The organism is Micromonospora sp. SD19, assembly GCF_054462275.1.
Genome location: NZ_JBTLMN010000005.1, coordinates 220,891 through 237,627, shown reverse-complemented (window position 1 = coordinate 237,627; position 16,737 = coordinate 220,891). Strand labels below are relative to the sequence as shown.

Annotated in this window: 20 protein-coding genes; 15 read left to right on the top strand and 5 right to left on the bottom strand. The window is 71.7% G+C overall.

Annotated features, from left to right (window positions below):
- Window positions 1-244 precede the first annotated feature (244 nt).
- Both ACX27O_RS18930 and ACX27O_RS18925 read left to right on the top strand, forming a co-directional pair.
- Window positions 245-778 carry a DUF6817 domain-containing protein gene (locus ACX27O_RS18930; protein ID WP_458939823.1) on the top strand — a complete coding sequence of 178 codons (534 nt, stop codon included), beginning with the start codon at window positions 245-247 and terminating at the stop codon, window positions 776-778.
- A gap of 138 nt (window positions 779-916) precedes the next feature.
- Window positions 917-1,507 carry a GNAT family N-acetyltransferase gene (locus tag ACX27O_RS18925; RefSeq protein WP_358127343.1) on the top strand — a complete coding sequence of 197 codons (591 nt, stop codon included), beginning with the start codon at window positions 917-919 and terminating at the stop codon, window positions 1,505-1,507.
- A 17-nt stretch (window positions 1,508-1,524) separates the two neighbouring features.
- Here ACX27O_RS18925 and ACX27O_RS18920 read toward each other — a convergent pair whose 3' ends face one another.
- Window positions 1,525-2,139, bottom strand: coding sequence for a mycothiol-dependent nitroreductase Rv2466c family protein (locus ACX27O_RS18920; RefSeq protein WP_210864528.1), 615 nt, complete (start codon window positions 2,137-2,139; stop codon window positions 1,525-1,527).
- Window positions 2,140-2,190: 51 nt separating this feature from the next.
- Between ACX27O_RS18920 and ACX27O_RS18915 the strand changes: the two genes are divergently transcribed.
- The 3 genes from ACX27O_RS18915 to ACX27O_RS18905 all read left to right on the top strand — a co-directional run bounded on the left by ACX27O_RS18915 (window position 2,191) and on the right by ACX27O_RS18905 (window position 3,826).
- On the top strand, window positions 2,191-2,718 hold the full coding sequence (locus tag ACX27O_RS18915; protein WP_036411159.1) for a MarR family winged helix-turn-helix transcriptional regulator: 528 nt from the start codon (window positions 2,191-2,193) through the stop codon (window positions 2,716-2,718).
- A gap of 43 nt (window positions 2,719-2,761) precedes the next feature.
- Window positions 2,762-3,292: a GNAT family N-acetyltransferase gene (locus ACX27O_RS18910; RefSeq protein WP_458939822.1), complete on the top strand. Its 531-nt coding sequence runs from the start codon at window positions 2,762-2,764 to the stop codon at window positions 3,290-3,292.
- Between the two features lie 81 nt (window positions 3,293-3,373).
- On the top strand, window positions 3,374-3,826 hold the full coding sequence (locus ACX27O_RS18905; protein WP_307857732.1) for a pyridoxamine 5'-phosphate oxidase family protein: 453 nt from the start codon (window positions 3,374-3,376) through the stop codon (window positions 3,824-3,826).
- Window positions 3,827-3,886: 60 nt separating this feature from the next.
- On the opposite strand, the gene ACX27O_RS18900 is transcribed toward ACX27O_RS18905, so the two are convergent.
- Together ACX27O_RS18900 and ACX27O_RS18895 are read right to left on the bottom strand one after the other, a co-directional pair.
- On the bottom strand, window positions 3,887-4,903 hold the full coding sequence (locus tag ACX27O_RS18900) for a sensor histidine kinase (protein ID WP_210863000.1): 1,017 nt from the start codon (window positions 4,901-4,903) through the stop codon (window positions 3,887-3,889).
- Window positions 4,896-5,591 (bottom strand): response regulator transcription factor, encoded by a 696-nt coding sequence (locus ACX27O_RS18895; RefSeq protein WP_030330770.1) that lies wholly within the window; start codon window positions 5,589-5,591, stop codon window positions 4,896-4,898. Before ACX27O_RS18895 ends, ACX27O_RS18900 begins: the two co-directional genes overlap by 8 nt.
- A gap of 160 nt (window positions 5,592-5,751) precedes the next feature.
- Between ACX27O_RS18895 and ACX27O_RS18890 the strand changes: the two genes are divergently transcribed.
- Complete coding sequence (locus ACX27O_RS18890) at window positions 5,752-6,831, top strand: NAD-dependent epimerase/dehydratase family protein (RefSeq protein ID WP_458939821.1); 1,080 nt, start codon at window positions 5,752-5,754, stop codon at window positions 6,829-6,831.
- On the opposite strand, the gene ACX27O_RS18885 is transcribed toward ACX27O_RS18890, so the two are convergent.
- Window positions 6,803-8,158 (bottom strand): hypothetical protein, encoded by a 1,356-nt coding sequence (locus ACX27O_RS18885; RefSeq protein ID WP_030330773.1) that lies wholly within the window; start codon window positions 8,156-8,158, stop codon window positions 6,803-6,805. The genes ACX27O_RS18890 and ACX27O_RS18885 overlap by 29 nt on opposite strands.
- Before the next feature lie 148 nt (window positions 8,159-8,306).
- Between ACX27O_RS18885 and ACX27O_RS18880 the strand changes: the two genes are divergently transcribed.
- From ACX27O_RS18880 to ACX27O_RS18840, 9 genes are all read left to right on the top strand, one after another.
- The gene (locus tag ACX27O_RS18880; RefSeq protein WP_030330775.1) at window positions 8,307-8,984 is read left to right on the top strand and encodes a glycosyltransferase family 2 protein; all 678 of its coding nucleotides are present in this window, start codon (window positions 8,307-8,309) and stop codon (window positions 8,982-8,984) included.
- On the top strand, window positions 8,981-9,661 hold the full coding sequence (locus ACX27O_RS18875; protein ID WP_210861947.1) for a TIGR04282 family arsenosugar biosynthesis glycosyltransferase: 681 nt from the start codon (window positions 8,981-8,983) through the stop codon (window positions 9,659-9,661). Before ACX27O_RS18880 ends, ACX27O_RS18875 begins: the two co-directional genes overlap by 4 nt.
- Complete coding sequence (locus ACX27O_RS18870; protein ID WP_387218454.1) at window positions 9,658-10,371, top strand: class I SAM-dependent methyltransferase; 714 nt, start codon at window positions 9,658-9,660, stop codon at window positions 10,369-10,371. Before ACX27O_RS18875 ends, ACX27O_RS18870 begins: the two co-directional genes overlap by 4 nt.
- Entirely contained in the window at window positions 10,368-11,516 is a 1,149-nt protein-coding gene (locus ACX27O_RS18865; protein ID WP_357639186.1) for a molybdopterin-dependent oxidoreductase, read from the top strand. The genes ACX27O_RS18870 and ACX27O_RS18865 overlap by 4 nt, the downstream gene beginning before the upstream one ends.
- Window positions 11,513-11,938 carry a hypothetical protein gene (locus ACX27O_RS18860; RefSeq protein WP_210864535.1) on the top strand — a complete coding sequence of 142 codons (426 nt, stop codon included), beginning with the start codon at window positions 11,513-11,515 and terminating at the stop codon, window positions 11,936-11,938. The genes ACX27O_RS18865 and ACX27O_RS18860 overlap by 4 nt, the downstream gene beginning before the upstream one ends.
- 63 nt (window positions 11,939-12,001) lie before the next feature.
- Entirely contained in the window at window positions 12,002-12,826 is an 825-nt protein-coding gene (locus tag ACX27O_RS18855) for an S-methyl-5'-thioadenosine phosphorylase (protein WP_210863545.1), read from the top strand.
- A gap of 57 nt (window positions 12,827-12,883) precedes the next feature.
- Window positions 12,884-13,447: a DM13 domain-containing protein gene (locus tag ACX27O_RS18850; RefSeq protein WP_245233593.1), complete on the top strand. Its 564-nt coding sequence runs from the start codon at window positions 12,884-12,886 to the stop codon at window positions 13,445-13,447.
- Window positions 13,448-13,739: 292 nt separating this feature from the next.
- The gene (locus ACX27O_RS18845; protein WP_458939820.1) at window positions 13,740-15,089 is read left to right on the top strand and encodes a ricin-type beta-trefoil lectin domain protein; all 1,350 of its coding nucleotides are present in this window, start codon (window positions 13,740-13,742) and stop codon (window positions 15,087-15,089) included.
- Between the two features lie 47 nt (window positions 15,090-15,136).
- Entirely contained in the window at window positions 15,137-16,474 is a 1,338-nt protein-coding gene (locus ACX27O_RS18840; protein WP_458939819.1) for a ricin-type beta-trefoil lectin domain protein, read from the top strand.
- Window positions 16,475-16,504: 30 nt separating this feature from the next.
- On the opposite strand, the gene ACX27O_RS18835 is transcribed toward ACX27O_RS18840, so the two are convergent.
- Entirely contained in the window at window positions 16,505-16,687 is a 183-nt protein-coding gene (locus ACX27O_RS18835) for a hypothetical protein (protein WP_030330793.1), read from the bottom strand.
- Window positions 16,688-16,737: the final 50 nt, after the last annotated feature.

The following is a 16,737-nucleotide window of genomic DNA, read 5'->3' as shown; positions in this document are numbered from 1 at the left end:
CGGTTCGTTAAGGTCGCGTTGCGGACAAGTGTTAGCGATCGCAACTACCAGTGTCAAGGCATCGACTGCCGTCGCTCCCCCGCCCGGCCACCGCTGGCTCAGGCAGCCGCTGCCGGCGTACCGCAGATTGTTGGCCGCGACGACGCGCGCGGCCGCCGTGTCGCCGGAGGTGGCCACGGCGCTGTGACAAATCGCCCACGCCTCGGGCCGCCGAATCCCACGGCCGATCCCTACAGTCGGACCCATGAGCACCGACGACGGCGTGCGGGCCTGGCTGCGCCGGCATGGGGCCGAACAGATCGCCCATCCCGGTGGCACCCTGTACGCCCACCTCTGTCGAGTCAGCGAACGGCTCGCCGTGCTCGGCCGCAGCCGTGACGTGCAAGCCGCGGGCCTCACCCACGCCGTCTACGGCACCGACGGGTTCGACCGCACCCTGCTTGATCGGGCCGATCGGGCCGTACTGCGGGATCTCGTGGGCACCGATGCCGAGGAGCTTGTCTATCTGTACGGTGCCTGCGACCGTGGACGCAGCTGGCGGGAGCTGGCCAGGACCGGCGAGGTCTTCGACCGCTTCACGCGCCAGGTGCGGACGCCGGATGACTGTCAACTTCGGTCGCTGGTGGACCTGAGCATCGTCAACGAGTTGGACGTCGTCGAGCACGATCCCGCGATGATGGACCGGCACGGGGCCTACTTCCGGGAACTGTTCGCCTCGTGGACCCCGATCGCCTCGGAGCAGGTCATCCGCGACGCAGAGCGGGTCCTGCGGGCGTGACACCCGAACCGTCGCATCCGACAGCACCGACCTCCGACCGGGTACGGGTGCGAGCCGGCAGCTTCGATCCCTTCACCCCGGCGGCTGCCGACCCGGAAACTGATTGCCACTCGTCGGTGTCACGCCGAGGATCAGTCGATGCTCAGTGACCAGGCGACCCCCGATTTCTCGATCAAACCCACGCTCACCGGCGAGCGGGTGATCCTGCGCCCCTTCGTGGACGACGACCTGGACACCTTCCGGGCGGCGGTGGCCGACCCCGAGGTGTCCCGGCTGACCGGCAGCCCGGCAGACGACGCCCCCGACGAGGAGCGGATGCGTTCCTGGTACGGCAGCCGAAACGCGCAGACCGACCGACTCGACCTGGCGGTCGTCGACCGCGCCACCGGGGCCTGCGTCGGCGAGGTGGTCCTCAACAACTGGGATCCGGGCAACCGGAACTGCAACTTCCGCACGCTGCTGACCGCCGCCGGCCGCGACCGCGGCCTGGGCACCGAGGCGGTGCGCCTGGTCGTCGGCCACGGTTTCGAGCGGCTCGGCCTGCACCGCATCTCGCTGGAGGTGTTCGCCTTCAATCCCCGGGCCCGCCGGGTGTACGAGAAGGTCGGCTTCGTCGCCGAGGGTGTGCTGCGGCAGGTCCTGCGCGACGGCGACGACTGGGTCGATGCCACGGTGATGTCGATCCTCGCGCCCGAGTGGGCGGCGCACCGGGGGTATCCGGAGCGCTGAGGGGCGCGGTGGCGCGGCTACGCGAAGGTGAGGTCGCCGGTTCGGGCGCGTTTGAGCTCGGAGAAGGAGCGGCAGCTGGCGAGCAGGCGGGCACCGTCGAAGACGCGGACGGCTTCTTCACCACGAGGGATCGAGGTCAGCACGGGGCCGAAGAAGGCCACGTCGTCGATGACGACCGTCGGGGTGCCGAGGTCCTCGCCCACCAGCTGCTGCGCGCGAGCGGTGCTGGCCCGCAGGTGCGGGTCGAGGTCGCTGCGCCGGGCGGCGTCGGCGAGGTCGGCGGGCAGGCCCGCTTCGGCCAGGGCCTGCGGGACGACGGTGTCGAAGTCCTTGTCGCCGCCGTCGTGGATCCGGCGGCCGAGCGCCGGGTACAGCAGCGCGAGGGCAGCGGCGCCGTGTTGCTCGGCCGCCGCCACGCAGACCCTGGCCGGCCCCCACGCCCGGTCGTTGAATTCGCGGTACCACGGCTCCAGGTCGCGATGCTCGTTGATCACCGAGAGGCTCATCACCTCGAACCGCAGGGTGAGCGGCCGCATCTTCGCGACCTCCATGAGCCAGCGTGAGGTGATCCAGGCGAACGGGCAGGACGGATCCACGTAGGTGGTGGCTACCGGAGCGGACGTTGACGTCACTTTATCTTCCACGGAAGACAATTTATCTTCCCCGGAAGGTAAGATGCAACAGTGGATGACGACCGGATCGCCGACATCGTCGGCCAGTGGGGTCGCGAACGACCAGACCTCGACCCCACTCCGCTGCTGATCATCGGTCGCATCCAACAGTTGGCCGCCGCGCTCGACGCGGCCCTGCGACCGCCGTTCGCCGCCGCGGACCTCGGCAACGGCGACTTCGACGTGCTCGCGGCGCTGCGCCGCGAGGGCGAGCCGTACACGCTCACCCCGGGGCAGTTGAGCCAACGGATGCTCGTCACCACCGGGGCGGTAACCAAACGGGTGGACCGACTGATCGCCCGCGGACTCGTGTCCCGCTCGGTCTCCACGGCCGACGCGCGCGGCAGAGTGGTCGGGCTGACTCCGGCGGGTGTGGAATTGACCGACCGGCTCATCGAGGAGCACCTGGCCAACGAGGCGTCCATTCTTCGCGGCCTCACCGACAGCGACCGAAAGGGCCTCGAGCGCCTGTTGGCGGCGATCGATCGGAACCTGGCCTCCCCGGATCGCGGCCCCGAGGGCGGCAGCCCGACCGGCTGACGACCACGGTCGTGATCGACCAGCCACGGACTACCATTCCGCCATGAACGACACCAGCCACGGCGTACACATCAGGGGTGGCAGCCCCGCCGACGCGCCTGCCGTCCTGGCCATGCTGGACTCCGCGGTGGCCTGGATGAACGACCGGGGCAACACCGAGCAGTGGGGCACGAACCCGTTCTCCACGCAGCCGGCACGGGTGGCACAGGTCGATCGGTACCTGACCGAGAACGCCCCGTTCATCGCGGAGTTGGATGGAACGCCGGCCGCAGCGATGGTGCTGGGCTCCGGGCCCGACCCGCGGATACCGATCACGCCCGTGGACGAACCCGAGCGGTACGTCCGCCTCCTGGTCTCCGACCGGCGGTTCGCCGGCCGGAACCTCGGGTCGGCCCTGCTGGCACACGCCGTGCAGGAGACCCGGCGAGCCGGCGTGCGGTTGCTGCGGGTCGACTGCTGGGCGGGCGGCGGCGGCGAGCTGGTGGCGTTCTACGAGCGCCAGGGGTTCGCCCGCACCGAAACCTTCCTGTTCGGCTCCTGGCCCGGGCAGGTGCTGGCCCAGCGGGTCGGTTGAGCCCGCATTCATTCCGGAATACCGCGCCGTCGGGCGCTCGACGCCCGGTGACGCCACGCCGACCGCATGGAGGACCCAGACGTGGAATTCGAAGCACCGCGCGAACTGGCGCAGCGTAAGCGGGACACCCTCGCTCGCCTCGAACACGATCTGGACGCGTGGGTCGCCTCGGCGGACCGGGAGGGCAACCCCTACCTGGTGCCGCTCTCGTTTCTCTGGGAGGGCACCGCCCTCACCCTGGCCACCGCCGAGTCCAGCCCGACCGCCCGTAATCTGCGAGCCTCCGGGCGGGTGCGGATGTCGCTCGGCACGACGCGCGACGTGGTTCTCATCGACGGCACCGTCGAGACGTTCACCCGCGACACCGTGCCGGTCGAGCTGGCCGACGCGTTCGCCGCGAGACTCTGGGACGCGCGGGTCGGCGCAACCCGGTACGCGTACCTGCGGGTGACACCTCGGCGGATTCAGGCGTGGCGGGAGGAGAACGAGATCGCCGGTCGTGACCTGATGCGTGATGGTCACTGGCTGGTCTGACGGGCCGCGCGCAGACACCGCGACGGCGGCTCCGACAGATGGAAAGCCCGCCGTTTCTGCTCAGGCGGTCGCCAGTCGGACCATGAACTGGCAGCCGTCGGGGGTGTTGCGTACCTCGACCCGACCTCCATGTGCCTCCACCAGGCCACGAACGATGGCCAGGCCGAGCCCTCCGGACGCCCCACCGTCGCCGGGGCCGGGGGTGCGGGCCGGTTCACCACGGAACGCGATGTCGAACAGCCGGGGCAGGTCGTCCGGGGGAATTCCGCCACAGGTGTCGGCGACCGACAGCCAGGCCTGGTCCTCCTCTCGACCTGCTTCGATGCGTACGGTGCCGTCGGCCGGGGTGTAGCGGACCGCGTTGAGCAGCAGGTTGGCCACGACCCGGGCCAGTTCCGGTTCGCTCGCGGCGACCGTCGGCCACCCCGACTCGCTGGCGATCAGCTTGATTCGGCGAGCCTCGGCCAGCGGGACGGTGCTGGCCAACGCGTCCGAGACCACCTCGCCGAGCGGTACCGCCGTCAACGACAACCGCAGCGCTCCCGCGTTGATCCGGGACAGCTCGAACAGGTCGTCGACGAGCCGGGTCATCCGGTCGGTCTCCACGCGGATGCGTCGGTGGTACTCGTCGACAGTGTCCGGATCGCGAACCACCCGATCCTCCAGCGCCTCCGCCATCGCCCGTAGCCCGGCCAGCGGGGTCCGCAGGTCGTGTGAGACCCAGGCGACCAGGTCGCGCCGGCCCTTCTCCAGTTGCCGTTCCCGCTCCCGGGCCTGGTCGCGCCAGACCGCGGCGCGGGCCAGCCGGCGGCCGAAGTGCCCGCCGACGGCGAGACTGACCACCGCCGCCGCCGCGACGGTGATCAGGACAACCTCGCTGTCGTGTGTGGAGAGGAACATCGCCTCCGCGACCGCCATCACCCCGACGGCGACGGCGACAACGGTGGTGGTGAGCAGCACGCTGAGATGCACGGTGATCGAACTGCGGCGGAGGGCGCGGAGCAGCACCGCGCCGGCGAGCCCGATACCGAGCGCCGCGCCGAGGGCGATCGCGAAGATCAGGAGTACGTCACGCATCGGCCGGCTCGTAGCGGTAGCCGACGCCCCAGACGGTCACGATCCGCTGCGGATCGGCCGGGTTGGTCTCGATCTTCTCCCGCAGGCGGCGTACGTGCACTGTCACTGTCGAGTGGTCCCCGAAGTTCCAGCCCCAGACCTGCTCGAGAAGCTCGGCCCGGCCGAACACCCGGGACGGATGCCGCATGAGGTGCACGAGCAGGTCGAATTCCCGCAGCGTCAGAGCCAGATCGGTGCCCCCGAGGCGGGCGGTTCGGGACGTGGTGTGCACCACCAGGTCGCCGTCGGTGAGCGCCTCCGGCCGCTCGGCTGGCGGGTGACCGCCGGCGCGGCGAAGCACCGACCGGACCCGCAACACCAGTTCCCGGGGAGAGAAGGGCTTGGTGAGGTAGTCGTCAGCGCCGAGTTGCAGCCCGAGGATGCGATCGGCCTCGTCACCGCGGGCGGTCAGCATGACGATCGGTACGCCGTCGGGTCGTACCCGCAACGCCCGGCACACCTCCAGGCCGTTGATCCGGGGCAGCATCAGGTCGAGCACCACCAGGTCGGGTGCCTGACGCTCCACCGCCGCCAGCGCTGCCGCGCCGTCCGCCGCGAGGCTCACCTGGAAGCCGTCGTTCTCGAGGTAACGACGAATGACGTCGCTCACGGTCTGGTCGTCGTCGACCACCAGCACGCGCTGTGTCACGAACCATCCCCGTTCCGACCGGTCGCCGTCGCCCCTCGGATGCCCATCGGCCCAGCGTAGCCACGCACCCGGGCCCGCCCGCACCGGCAAACCTTGCGAGGTTCTTACGGCTGGGCGCGCAGACCCGAGCGGGCCGGCCCGCTGTCATACGGTGACCGGAATGCGGATACTTGTCACCGGTGCGGCCGGGTTCATCGGTTCCCACGTCGCCGACCTGCTCACCGAGGACGGGCACGAGGTGGTGGCCGTGGACGCGTTGCTGCCCGAGGCGCACGGCGCGAGCGCACCGTCCTGGACCGAGCGGCACGACCTGGCGGTCGGTGACGTGCGGGACGTCGAGCTGCTGACCCGGCTGCTGGCCGGCGTCGACGCGGTCTGCCATCAGGCGGCCATGGTCGGCCACGGCCTCGACCCGGCCGACGCCCCCCGGTACGCCGCGCACAACGACCTCGGCACGGCCACCCTCCTCGCCGCGATGCACGCCACCGGGGTACGCCGACTGGTACTGGCCAGTTCGATGGTCGTCTACGGGGAGGGTCGCTACCACTGCCCCGCCCACGGGGTCGTCCGGCCTACCGGCCGTCGCGCCGCCGACCTGGCCGAGGGCCGCTACGAGCCGACCTGCCCGCGCTGCGACCGGTCGCTCTCCCCCGGTCTCGTGCCCGAGGACGCGCCGTTGGAGCCGCGGAGCACGTACGCCGCCACCAAGCTGGCCCAGGAACACCTCGCCGGCGCGTGGGCCCGGCAGACCGGTGGATCGGTCTGGGCCCTGCGCTACCACAATGTCTACGGTCCGCGAATGCCACGTGACACCCCGTACTCGGGGGTCGCGTCGATCTTCCGGTCGGCCCTGGCCGGCGGGCGACCGCCCCGGGTCCTGGAGGACGGCCGGCAACGGCGCGACTTCGTGCACGTGAGCGATGTGGCCGCCGCCAACCTGCTGGCCCTGACCACACCGGCACCGGATCCGCTGACGCCGGTCAACGTCTGCTCGGGTGAACCGCACACCGTCGGCGAGCTGGCCCACGAGCTGGCCGTGGCGATGGGCGGCCCATCGCCGGTCACCGTCGGCGGCGGACGGGCGGCGGACGTGCGGCACGTCGTGGCCGACCCGGCCCGCGCCACCCGGCTGCTCGGCTTCACCGCCCGGGTCGGCTTCGCCGCCGGCATCGCCGACTTCACCACCGCGGTGATGCGGGAGCCGGCGTCGGTCACGACACCGTCCACAGTAGGTGGTTGACGGCGAGGGCGGTGGCGGCCTGGGCCGCCAACCACCACCGGCGGTGGCGGGTGGGCAGGTGCGCGGTGGCGACCAGCAACCAGACGGCGAACGGTAGCCAGATCCGCTCCACCTCGGCCTTGCTGAGCCCGGACAGGTCCGCGGCGAGCACCGCTGCGGCCGCCGCGACGGGCAGCCACACGGTGGGTCCGGCGCCGGTGATCCGCCGTCGGAGGGCCGCCGCGCCCGATGGTCGGATCGTCACGGCGGCCACCGCCCGGCGCACCGCCGGCCCGAGCACCGGGCCGGCCGAGAGCAGCAGAGCGGCGAGGTTCGCCCAGACCCAGTAGCCGTACGGACGTTCCGCCGCCCAACCCTGGTAGTAACGACGTGCCACCAGGTGGTAGCCGTCCAGCCACCAGAAGCCGGCGACGGTGAACACGGCGACGACGACCGCGACCGCCGTCGCCGCGACCAGCAGCACACCGGGGCGGTCCCGCGCCCGGAGCAGCACCACCGCCAACGCGAGCAACCCCACCAGGACGAACCCGTACGACAGGTAGAGCGCGAAGCCGAGGAGCAACCCGCCGAGCGCGGCCGCTGGCCGGCCACCCACCGCCAGCAGCGCCAGCCCGGCCGCGACCACCGCGGTGAAGATCCCGTCCGCTGAAGCGCCCACCCAGACCGCCCCCGGGAAGAGCACCAGGAACGGCCACACCGCCCGAGCCGCGTCCTCGACACCGAGTGCCCGCAACGCCACCGGAACCGTCACGGCGACAGTGGCGCCGAGCACCACGCAGGCGAGCCCGGCCGCCGTCCCGCCACCCAGGCCGACCCGCTCCAACCAGACGAAGACCAGCAACGCCCCCGGTGGATGACCGGCGGTGTGGGTGGACCACGAGTCGGGCTGGAAGTCGAGGATCCGGTCGGCGAAGCCGGACAGCAGGACGCCGACATCCGTCACCCCGGGCACCTCGTGCAAATACTCGGCCTGCACGGTGAGCCGCTCGGTCAACCCCGCGGACCAGCCGTCCACCAGGGCCAGCGACAGCGTCCAGAGCACCGCGGCGAGGTAGCCGACGACCAGCAGCCGATGCCACGGCAGGTCGGTTGCCCAGCGCGTGCCCCGCCAGACGACCAGCGCGGCGACGAGCAGCGCGGCGGGGGTGCCGGGCCCCAGGTGCGGCTGCCAGGAGGCGTAGAGCGGCGCCGTGTCGGCGTGCAGCCGTACGCCCTGGTGGTTGAGCAACGCGCCGACGCAGACGGCAACGGCGAGCAGTGCCACCTCGGCACCGAGGACGATCAGGTCGGCGGACCGGGGTCGTCCCGGCCGGGTCATCATGGTCATGGTGACGGCCGACGGTACGACCTGCGACCAGGCAACCGACAGCCGGACGGCGAGACGTCAGAGAGTCGTAAGGAGTCGTTGGCGGGTAAGCGATTCGTAAGGAGCCACAGCGCTCCGGACCGCCCGTGGCGGGCCTAGCGTCGCCGGTATGCACACAACGATCGACGTGGTGCTGCCCTGTCTGGACGAGGCGGCCGCGCTCCCTGCCGTACTGGGCGGGCTACCGTCCGGCTACCGCGCCATCGTGGTCGACAACGGCTCCACTGACGGTTCGCCGGCCGTCGCCGCCGAGCACGGCGCCCAGGTTGTCCACGAACCGCGACGCGGGTACGGCGCGGCAGTGCACACCGGTCTGCTGGCGGCGCGGGCGGAGCTGGTCTGCGTGCTCGACGCGGACGGCTCGTTCGATCCGGCCGAGTTGCCCCGGCTCGTCGCGGCGGTGCTCGACGGTCGGGCCGATCTCGCCGTCGGGCGGCGTCGGCCGGTCTCGGCGGACGCCTGGCCGTGGCATGCCCGCACCGGGAACGCGCTGGTCGCCGCGCTGCTGCGGCGTCGTGGCGTGCCGGTGTCCGACATCAGCCCGATCCGGGTGGCCCGCCGGGCGGCGCTGCTGGGGCTCGGCGTCAACGACCGCGCGTTCGGCTACCCCTTGGAGCTGCTGCTCCGCGCGGCCGGGGCGGGCTGGCGGATCATCGAACTGGACGTGGGGTACGCACCCCGGGCCGTCGGCACCAGATCGAAGGTCTCCGGGTCGGTCCGGGGCACGTTACGGGCGACCCGGGACTTCGCCGGGGTGCTGCGCGCGGACGCCGGCGGTGCCCGGTGAACGTCCTGCTCGTGGTCGCGAAGGCACCGGTTGCCGGGCTGGCCAAGACGCGCCTCTGCCCGCCCGCTGATCCCACCCAGGCGGCCCGGGTCGCGGCGGCGTCGCTGTTGGACACCCTCGCGGCGGTGCGCGCCACCGCGTCGACCATTCCCGTGCTGGCCCACACCGGTCGGTTCGCCGACGCCGAGTACGGCGCGGAACTGACCGCCGCGTTGCGGGGTTGGCACCTGCTCGACCAGCGCGGCGGCACGTTCGCCGACCGCCTCGCGAACGCCCACGCCGACACCGCCGAGGCGTTTCCCGGCCGACCGGTGCTGCAGATCGGCATGGACACGCCGCAGATCCGCCCGGCCCTGCTCAGCACCGCGCTGCAGCGGCTCGCCACGCACGAGGCGGTGTTCGGGCCGGCGCTCGACGGCGGTTGGTGGGCACTCGGGCTGCGCGACCCGTCGTACGCGAGCGCGTTGCGCGAGGTTCCCATGTCGACGGCGGACACCGGTCGCCGCACCCTCACCGCTCTGCGCGGGCGCGGTCTGCACCCGGCGATCCTGCCCGTTCAGCGCGATGTCGACGAGTGGTCGGCAGCGCTGGCGGTCGCGGCCGACCTGCCCGGCACCCGGTTCGCGGAGGCCGTCGGGTCGGTGGGCGGCCACCTGACGAGCGGACGCCCCCGGTGAACGCGACGATCAGCCTCGACGGTTTCGACGTGGCGCTGGGCCGGCCCGACGGGTGGCCCGCCGACAGTGACCCGGGCGGTACCCCGGTCGGCCCGCTGCCCGCGGCCCGACCCGAGCACTGGCTGGTGCACACCGACGGGCGGCGTGACCTGTTGCCGGTGCGGCGCTGGCACGGCCCGCCCGAACCGGCGGTCGAGTCCGTCGCCGCCCGCTGCACCGGACCCACGATCGATCTCGGCTGCGGCCCCGGCCGGTTGACCAGGGCGCTCGCCCAGCGAGGTCTCGTCGCCCTCGGTGTGGACATCTCCGCCGAGGCGGTACGCCTCACCCAGGGCCGGGGCGTGATCGCCCTGCGCCGGGACGTCTTCGCGCCACTGCCCGGCGAGGGGAGATGGGCACACGCCCTGCTCATCGACGGCAACATCGGCATCGGTGGTGACCCGGTCCGACTGCTGCGCCGCTGCGGCGCCCTGATCGCGGCCGACGGAACACTGATGGTGGAGGTGGAACCCCCGGGTGCCGGGCTGTGGCGGGGACAGGCGTACGTCCTGTCCGGGCGCTCCGGTGAACGGGAGCTGCGGGGGTCGGCGTTTCGGTGGGCGCGGGTCGGGGCGGAGGCGGTGGCGCGTACCGCCGACGCCGCCGGCCTGCGGGTCGCGGACCGTTTCCGGTGCGGCCCCCGCTGGTTCGCCGAGCTGGCCCGCGCATGATCCGCCGAGCACGCATCCCCGCGCCGGAGGACTTCACCGCGTCGTCACACTCCCCGCTGGTCGCCGCCCGGCTCGGCCTCTGGCTCGGGGTGGCGTTCGGGCTGTGTTTCGGCACCGGGCTGCTCAGCCACTACATCCAGCACCCACCGGGCTGGTTCAGCTGGCCGACCCGACCGGTCAACCTCTACCGGATCACGCAGGGCGTGCACGTGCTCTCCGGTGTCGCGGCGATCCCGTTGCTGCTGGCCAAGCTGTGGAGCGTCTACCCGCGACTGTTCGTCCGTCCGCCAGTGCGCCAGCCGATCCGGCTCTCCGCCCACGCCCTCGAACGGATCTCCGTCCTGGTGCTGGTGTGCGCCGCGTTCTTCGAACTGGTCACCGGCCTGTTCAACGTCGCCCAGTCGTACCCGTGGGGGTTCTTCTTCCCGACGGCGCACTACGCGGTCGCCTGGTTGGTGGCGGGCGCGGTGCTGCTGCACGTCGCGGTGAAGCTTCCGGTCGCCCGCGCGGCGCTGAAGACGCCGCTGCGGCGCGGTGCCCCGGCACCCGGGCCTGACGACTCGGTCGAGCGACGCGCGTTCCTGCGGACGTCGGCGGGGGCCGCCGGCATCGCCGTGCTGGCCACCGCCGGGGTCACCGTGCCGTGGCTGCGTCGGGTGTCGCCGTTGGCGTGGCGCTCCGCCGCCGGGCCGCAGGGCGTTCCGATCAACCGGACGGCGGCGGCCGCGCGCATCGTCGTTCCACCGGACTGGCGACTGGAGATCGTCTGGCCGGGTGGACGACGCACAGTGTCCCTGCCCGAGCTGGCGGCCCTGCCCCAACGCACGGCGCACCTGCCGATCGCCTGCGTCGAGGGTTGGAGCGCCTCGGCCCACTGGACCGGCGTGCCCGTCGTGCAGTTGCTCCGGTGGGCCGGCGCGCCCACCGGCCGACCGGTTCGGTTCACCTCACTGGAAACCGAGGGCCTGTACGCGGCGAGCACGCTCCCCGCCGTCCACGCCAGCGACCCGCTGACACTGCTCGCGCTGAGAATCAACGGCGAACAACTCTCCCCCGACCACGGTTACCCCTGCCGGCTCATCGCCCCGAGCCGCCCTGGCGTCCTGCAGACCAAGTGGGTGGCCCGGCTGGAGGTGTGGCGGTGAGGGCCGTCCGGCTGCTCCTGTTCGTGCTCGGCGCCGCGGCCACGGCGTACGGCGGTTGGCTGCTCCTCCCCCAGCTCGGCACCGCCCTGCCGTGGCTGATCGGCGGCCCGGCGCTGCACGACGTCCTGGTGGCACCGCTGGTCGGGCTCGTCGGGTTGGCGCTGGGCCGCCTGGTGACCGACCGGCGACGCCGGGCCTGGATCGCCGCCGGCCTGCTGGCCAGCGCCACGTTGCTGCTGATCGCGGTGCCGCTGCTGTGGCGACCGCCGTCGGCGCCGCCGAACCCGGGCCTGCCGGACCGCGACTACCCGCTGGGGCTCGCCGTCGGGCTGGCTGTCGTCTGGGCCGCGATCGCGATCGTGCTGGTCGTCGCCACCGCTGTCGACCGGCGCGTCACGCATCGACGAAGCGACAGTCGCTGAACCCGCCCCACGTGTTTCTGCCATCCGTCGCCCAGGAGAGTCACCCCCATGTCTGCAGCAGAGATCAGCCCGACCGATGGCGCGCCGGTCGGCGTGATCGGCGGTTCCGGTTTCTACGAGTTCCTCGACGACGTCGCCGAGGTCACCGTCGACACACCGTACGGAGCGCCCAGCGACCTGCTGTCCGTCGGGAGTCTCGCCGGACGGCCGGTGGTGTTCCTGCCCCGCCACGGACGCCGGCACACGCTCCCTCCTCAGCGCATCAACTACCGGGCCAACCTGTGGGCGCTGCGCGCACTCGGCGTCCGCCAGGTGCTCGCGCCGGGCGCAGTGGGCGGTCTGCGCCCGGAGTTGGGTCCCGGCACCCTCGTCGTACCGGACCAACTGGTCGACCGGACCAGCGGCCGCGAGCAGACCTACTACGACGGACGGGCCGGCGCGGACGGGCAACTCCCCCCGGTCGTGCACGTGCCCTTCGCCGACCCCTACTGTCCGGTCGGGCGGGCCACGGTGGTGGACGCCGCCCGCACCACCGGTTGGCGGCCGGTCGACGGCGGCACCATGGTCGTCATCGAGGGGCCCCGGTTCTCCACCCGCGCCGAATCGCAGTGGTACGGCCGGGAGGGCTGGTCGGTCGTCGGCATGACCGGTCATCCCGAGGCGGTGCTGGCACGTGAGCTGGCACTGTGCTACACCGCGCTGTCACTGGTGACCGACCTCGACTCGGGCGTCGAGGTCGGCCAGGGGGTGACGCAGCAGGAGGTGTTCACCGTCTTCGCCCGGAACGTCGATCGGCTGCGCGTCCTGCTCGGCGAGGCGGTGAGACTGTTGCCGGCGGGCCAGGGGGCGTGCCCGTGCGGCCAGGCTCTGGCGGATACCCCGTCGTAAGAGTTCCGAAAGGGTTCGCGACGCGTTCGACGACATGCGCGGCCGTACGCTGCGGGGGTGGGAAAACGGATGTTCCGGTCGCCGGTGGTCCGGGCTGGTCTCGCCGCAGCTGTCGTCGTGGCGGTGCTGGCCCTCTACTGGTTCCAGCCGTGGAAGCTGGTCACCGACACCTACGTCGACGAGGCGTTGCCCGGGGTGACGCCGGCATCGGCCGCCCCGATCCCGTCGTCCCCGACCCCCGCGGCCTCGGCAGCCGCCCCGGCGGCGAACGAGATCCTGACCGTCGGCGAGTTCGTCACCCATGAGCACCGCACGACCGGCACGGCCGAGATCCACCGGCGCGCCGACGGGCGCCACCAGCTCGTCATTCGGGAGCTGAACACGTCGAACGGTCCCGACCTGCGGGTGTGGCTGACCGACCAACCCGTCCTGCCGGGCACTGCCGGCTGGCGGGTGTTCGACGACGGCGAATGGGTCGAGCTGGCCAGGCTCAAGGGCAACAAGGGCAACCAGGTGTACGAGCTACCAGCCTCGGTTGATCCACGCGACTTCCGGAGCGTCTCCATCTGGTGCAAGCGTTTCGCGGTCTCGTTCGGCGCGGCCGAGCTCACGCGCGCCTGACCGCTGTCACCGCAGGCGCAACGCACCGGACACGGCATTGACATCTTTCACTGTCCGTTCTAGCGTCTGAGCGAATCGATTCGACGGCCGACTGGTCCCGCGTGGGCGGCGAGACCACTGGCGGAAACCTGTGTCGATGAGCCGGCCGGGGTCCCGTGGACACATCACATCCGCTGGGTTTCTTCCGGGGCGAACGCGGTCGGCGCGGGTGACCCGGTCTGTCGTGGCGGTGTGCGGGTGGCCCCGCGGACCCCCTTTCCATCAGTTCGTGCCGAGTGGCGGGAGCCCCTTCATGACAAGACGTAGACCCATCCTTGGTCTCCTCGCGACGGCGGCGGCCGTCGTCGTGACCGTGAGCGCGGCGGCGTTGGCCGGTGGCGTGCGCATCACCGCGTCGGCAGCGGAGATCGGCGCGGCAGCGGCGACCGCCGGGTGCGGCAAGGCACCCACGTTGACCAGCGGCCAACGCTCCATCCAGAGCAGCGGCCAGAACCGCAGTTTCATCCTGAGGATCCCGGACAACTACGACCGCAACCACGCCTACCGATTGATCTTCGGATTCCACTGGAACGGCGGCACCGCCAACGACGTCGACGGCGGCGGGTCCGACGGGGCGGCCTGGTCCTACTACGGGCTGCGGCAGCAGGCCAACAACAGCACCATCTTCGTCGCCCCGCAGGGCAACGGCAACGGCTGGGCCAACCCCGGCGGCCAGGACGTCACCTTCGTCGACGACATGATCAGGGTGATCGAGGCGGACCTCTGTGTCGACACCACGCAACGCTTCGCGCTCGGCTTCAGCTACGGCGGCGGCATGAGCTACTCCCTCGCCTGTTCCCGGCCCACCGTCTTCCGCGCTGTCGCGGTCTACTCCGGCGGGCAGCTCAGCGGATGCGGTGGCGGCACCCAGCCGGTCGCGTACATGGGAATCCATGGCATCGGGGACCCGGTGCTCAACGTGTCCGCCGGACGGTCGCTGCGCGACACGTTCGTGCGCAACAACGGGTGCACCGCACAGAACCCACCCGAGCCGAGGGCGGGCAGCCTGACCCACATCACCACCACCTACTCCGGCTGCCGGGCCGGCTATCCGGTGGTCTGGGCCGCCTTCGACGGCGGGCACACCCCCGGCCCGGTGGACGGCGGCGGGGACAGCGGCGCCAGGACCTGGACCAAGGGCGAGGTGTGGAAGTTCTTCACCCAGTTCGGTAGCACCGACCCCACCACGCCACCGCCGACCACCCCGCCGCCGAGCGGCACGTCGGCAGTGCGCAACACGTCCTCCGGACGGTGCCTGGACGTCAACGGCGCCTCGCAGACCAACGGCGCGGCGGCGATCATCTGGGACTGCCACGGCCAGAGCAACCAGAGCTGGACCTCGACCGCCGCCCAGGAGCTGCGCGTCTTCGGCGGCAAGTGCCTCGACGTCAACGGCGCCGGCACCGCGAACGGCAGCTCCGTGATCATCTGGGACTGCAACGGCCAGTCCAACCAGAAGTGGCTGCTCAACGCCGACGGTTCGATCACCGGAGTTGGGTCGGGCCGGTGCCTGAGCACTGTCGGCAACGGCACGGCCAACGGCACGCGCATCCAGATCTGGGACTGCACCGGCGCGGCCAACCAACGATGGAGCCGGAGCTGAGCCCGGTGAGGTTCCCGATGCTCACCCACGCACAAGGAGACTCAGTCGTGCCACTTCGCAAACACACCACGCCCTGGCCGGGGGCAGTCCTGGCCGTCCTGGTTCTGATCGCCGTCGGCATGTACGTCGTCACGACCGTCGCGCCGGCGGCAGCGGCCACCACTGCCGGCTGCGGCAAGGCACCCGGGCTGACCAGCGGCACCCACACCATCCAGAGCAGCGGAAAGAGCCGCAGCTTCATCCTTCGGTTGCCGGACAACTACAACAACACCTATGCCCACCGGCTGGCCTTCGGGTTCCACTGGTTGGGCGGCACCGCCAACCAGGTCGCCTCGGGCGGCACCGACGGGGCCGCCTGGGCCTACTACGGCATGCTCTCGCAGGCCAACAACACGACGATCTTCGTCGCCCCGCAGGGCCTCAACAACGGCTGGGGCAACACCAACGGTGAAGACGTGACCTTCACCGACGACATGATCCGTGTGATCGACAACGCCCTCTGCGTCGACACCACCCAACGTTTCTCGGTCGGCTTCAGCTACGGCGGCGCGATGAGCTACTCGTTGGCGTGCTCCCGCCCGACGGTGTTCCGGGCGGTCGCCGCAATCGCCGCCCCGGGAGCGATCAGCGGATGCAGCGGCGGCACCCAACCGGTGGCGTACCTGGGGATTCACGGCATCAACGACAACATCGCCAGCGGACGGTCGCTGCGTGACAGGTTCGTCCGGAACAACGGCTGCGCCGCGCAGACCCCGCCGGAGCCGAGGGCGGGCAGCCTGACCCACATCACCACTGCCTACTCCTGCCAACCCGGATACCCGGTGCTCTGGGCGGCGTTCGACGGCGGCCACCAGCAGGGTCCGGTGGACGGGTGCGCCGGCTGCGAGAGCGGCGCGCGGAGCTGGGTCAAGCAGGAGGTGTGGCGGTTCTTCACCCAGTTCGGCTCCGACGTGCCGCCCACCACTCCCCCGCCGACGACCCCACCAGTCGGCCAGCAGAACGTGCTGATCGCGGGCGGCCAGTCCGGCCGGTGCATCGACATCCCCAACTCCAGCACCAGCAACGGCGTCCGCCCGCAACTGTGGGACTGCCACGTTGGGACCAACCAACGGTGGACCCACACCGCCAACCGCACCCTGACCGTCTACGGCAACAAGTGCCTGGACGCCAACGGAGCGGGCAGCAGCAACGGCACCGCGGTGATCATCTGGGACTGCAACGGCCAAGCCAACCAGCAGTGGAACGTGAACGCCAACGGCACCATCACCGGAGCCCAGTCGGGGCTGTGCCTCGACGCCATCGGTTCCGGCACCGCCAACGGGACGCAACTTCACCTCTGGGCCTGCCACGGCGGCGCCAACCAGCAGTGGAGCACGCGCACCTAGGGACTGTTTCCTAGGGGCGGGCGGGCCCGGTCAGCGCCACCGGACCGGGCCCGCGTCGGCCCGGATCCGGAACAGTGCGTACGGCTTGCGCCGCAGGTCTTGCCCGGGTTGGCACGTCGCCTGGTGGTGCGGTTGGTTGGCGGTGACGTACCGGTGCCCGTCGGCGGCCACGGACATGGTGTCGGGCCCCAGCAGCCGAGGGTCGTGGACCACCGTCTCGTCATCGTCGTCGGCCGCTTTCCAAGCCGGCGGAGCCGGGGCGG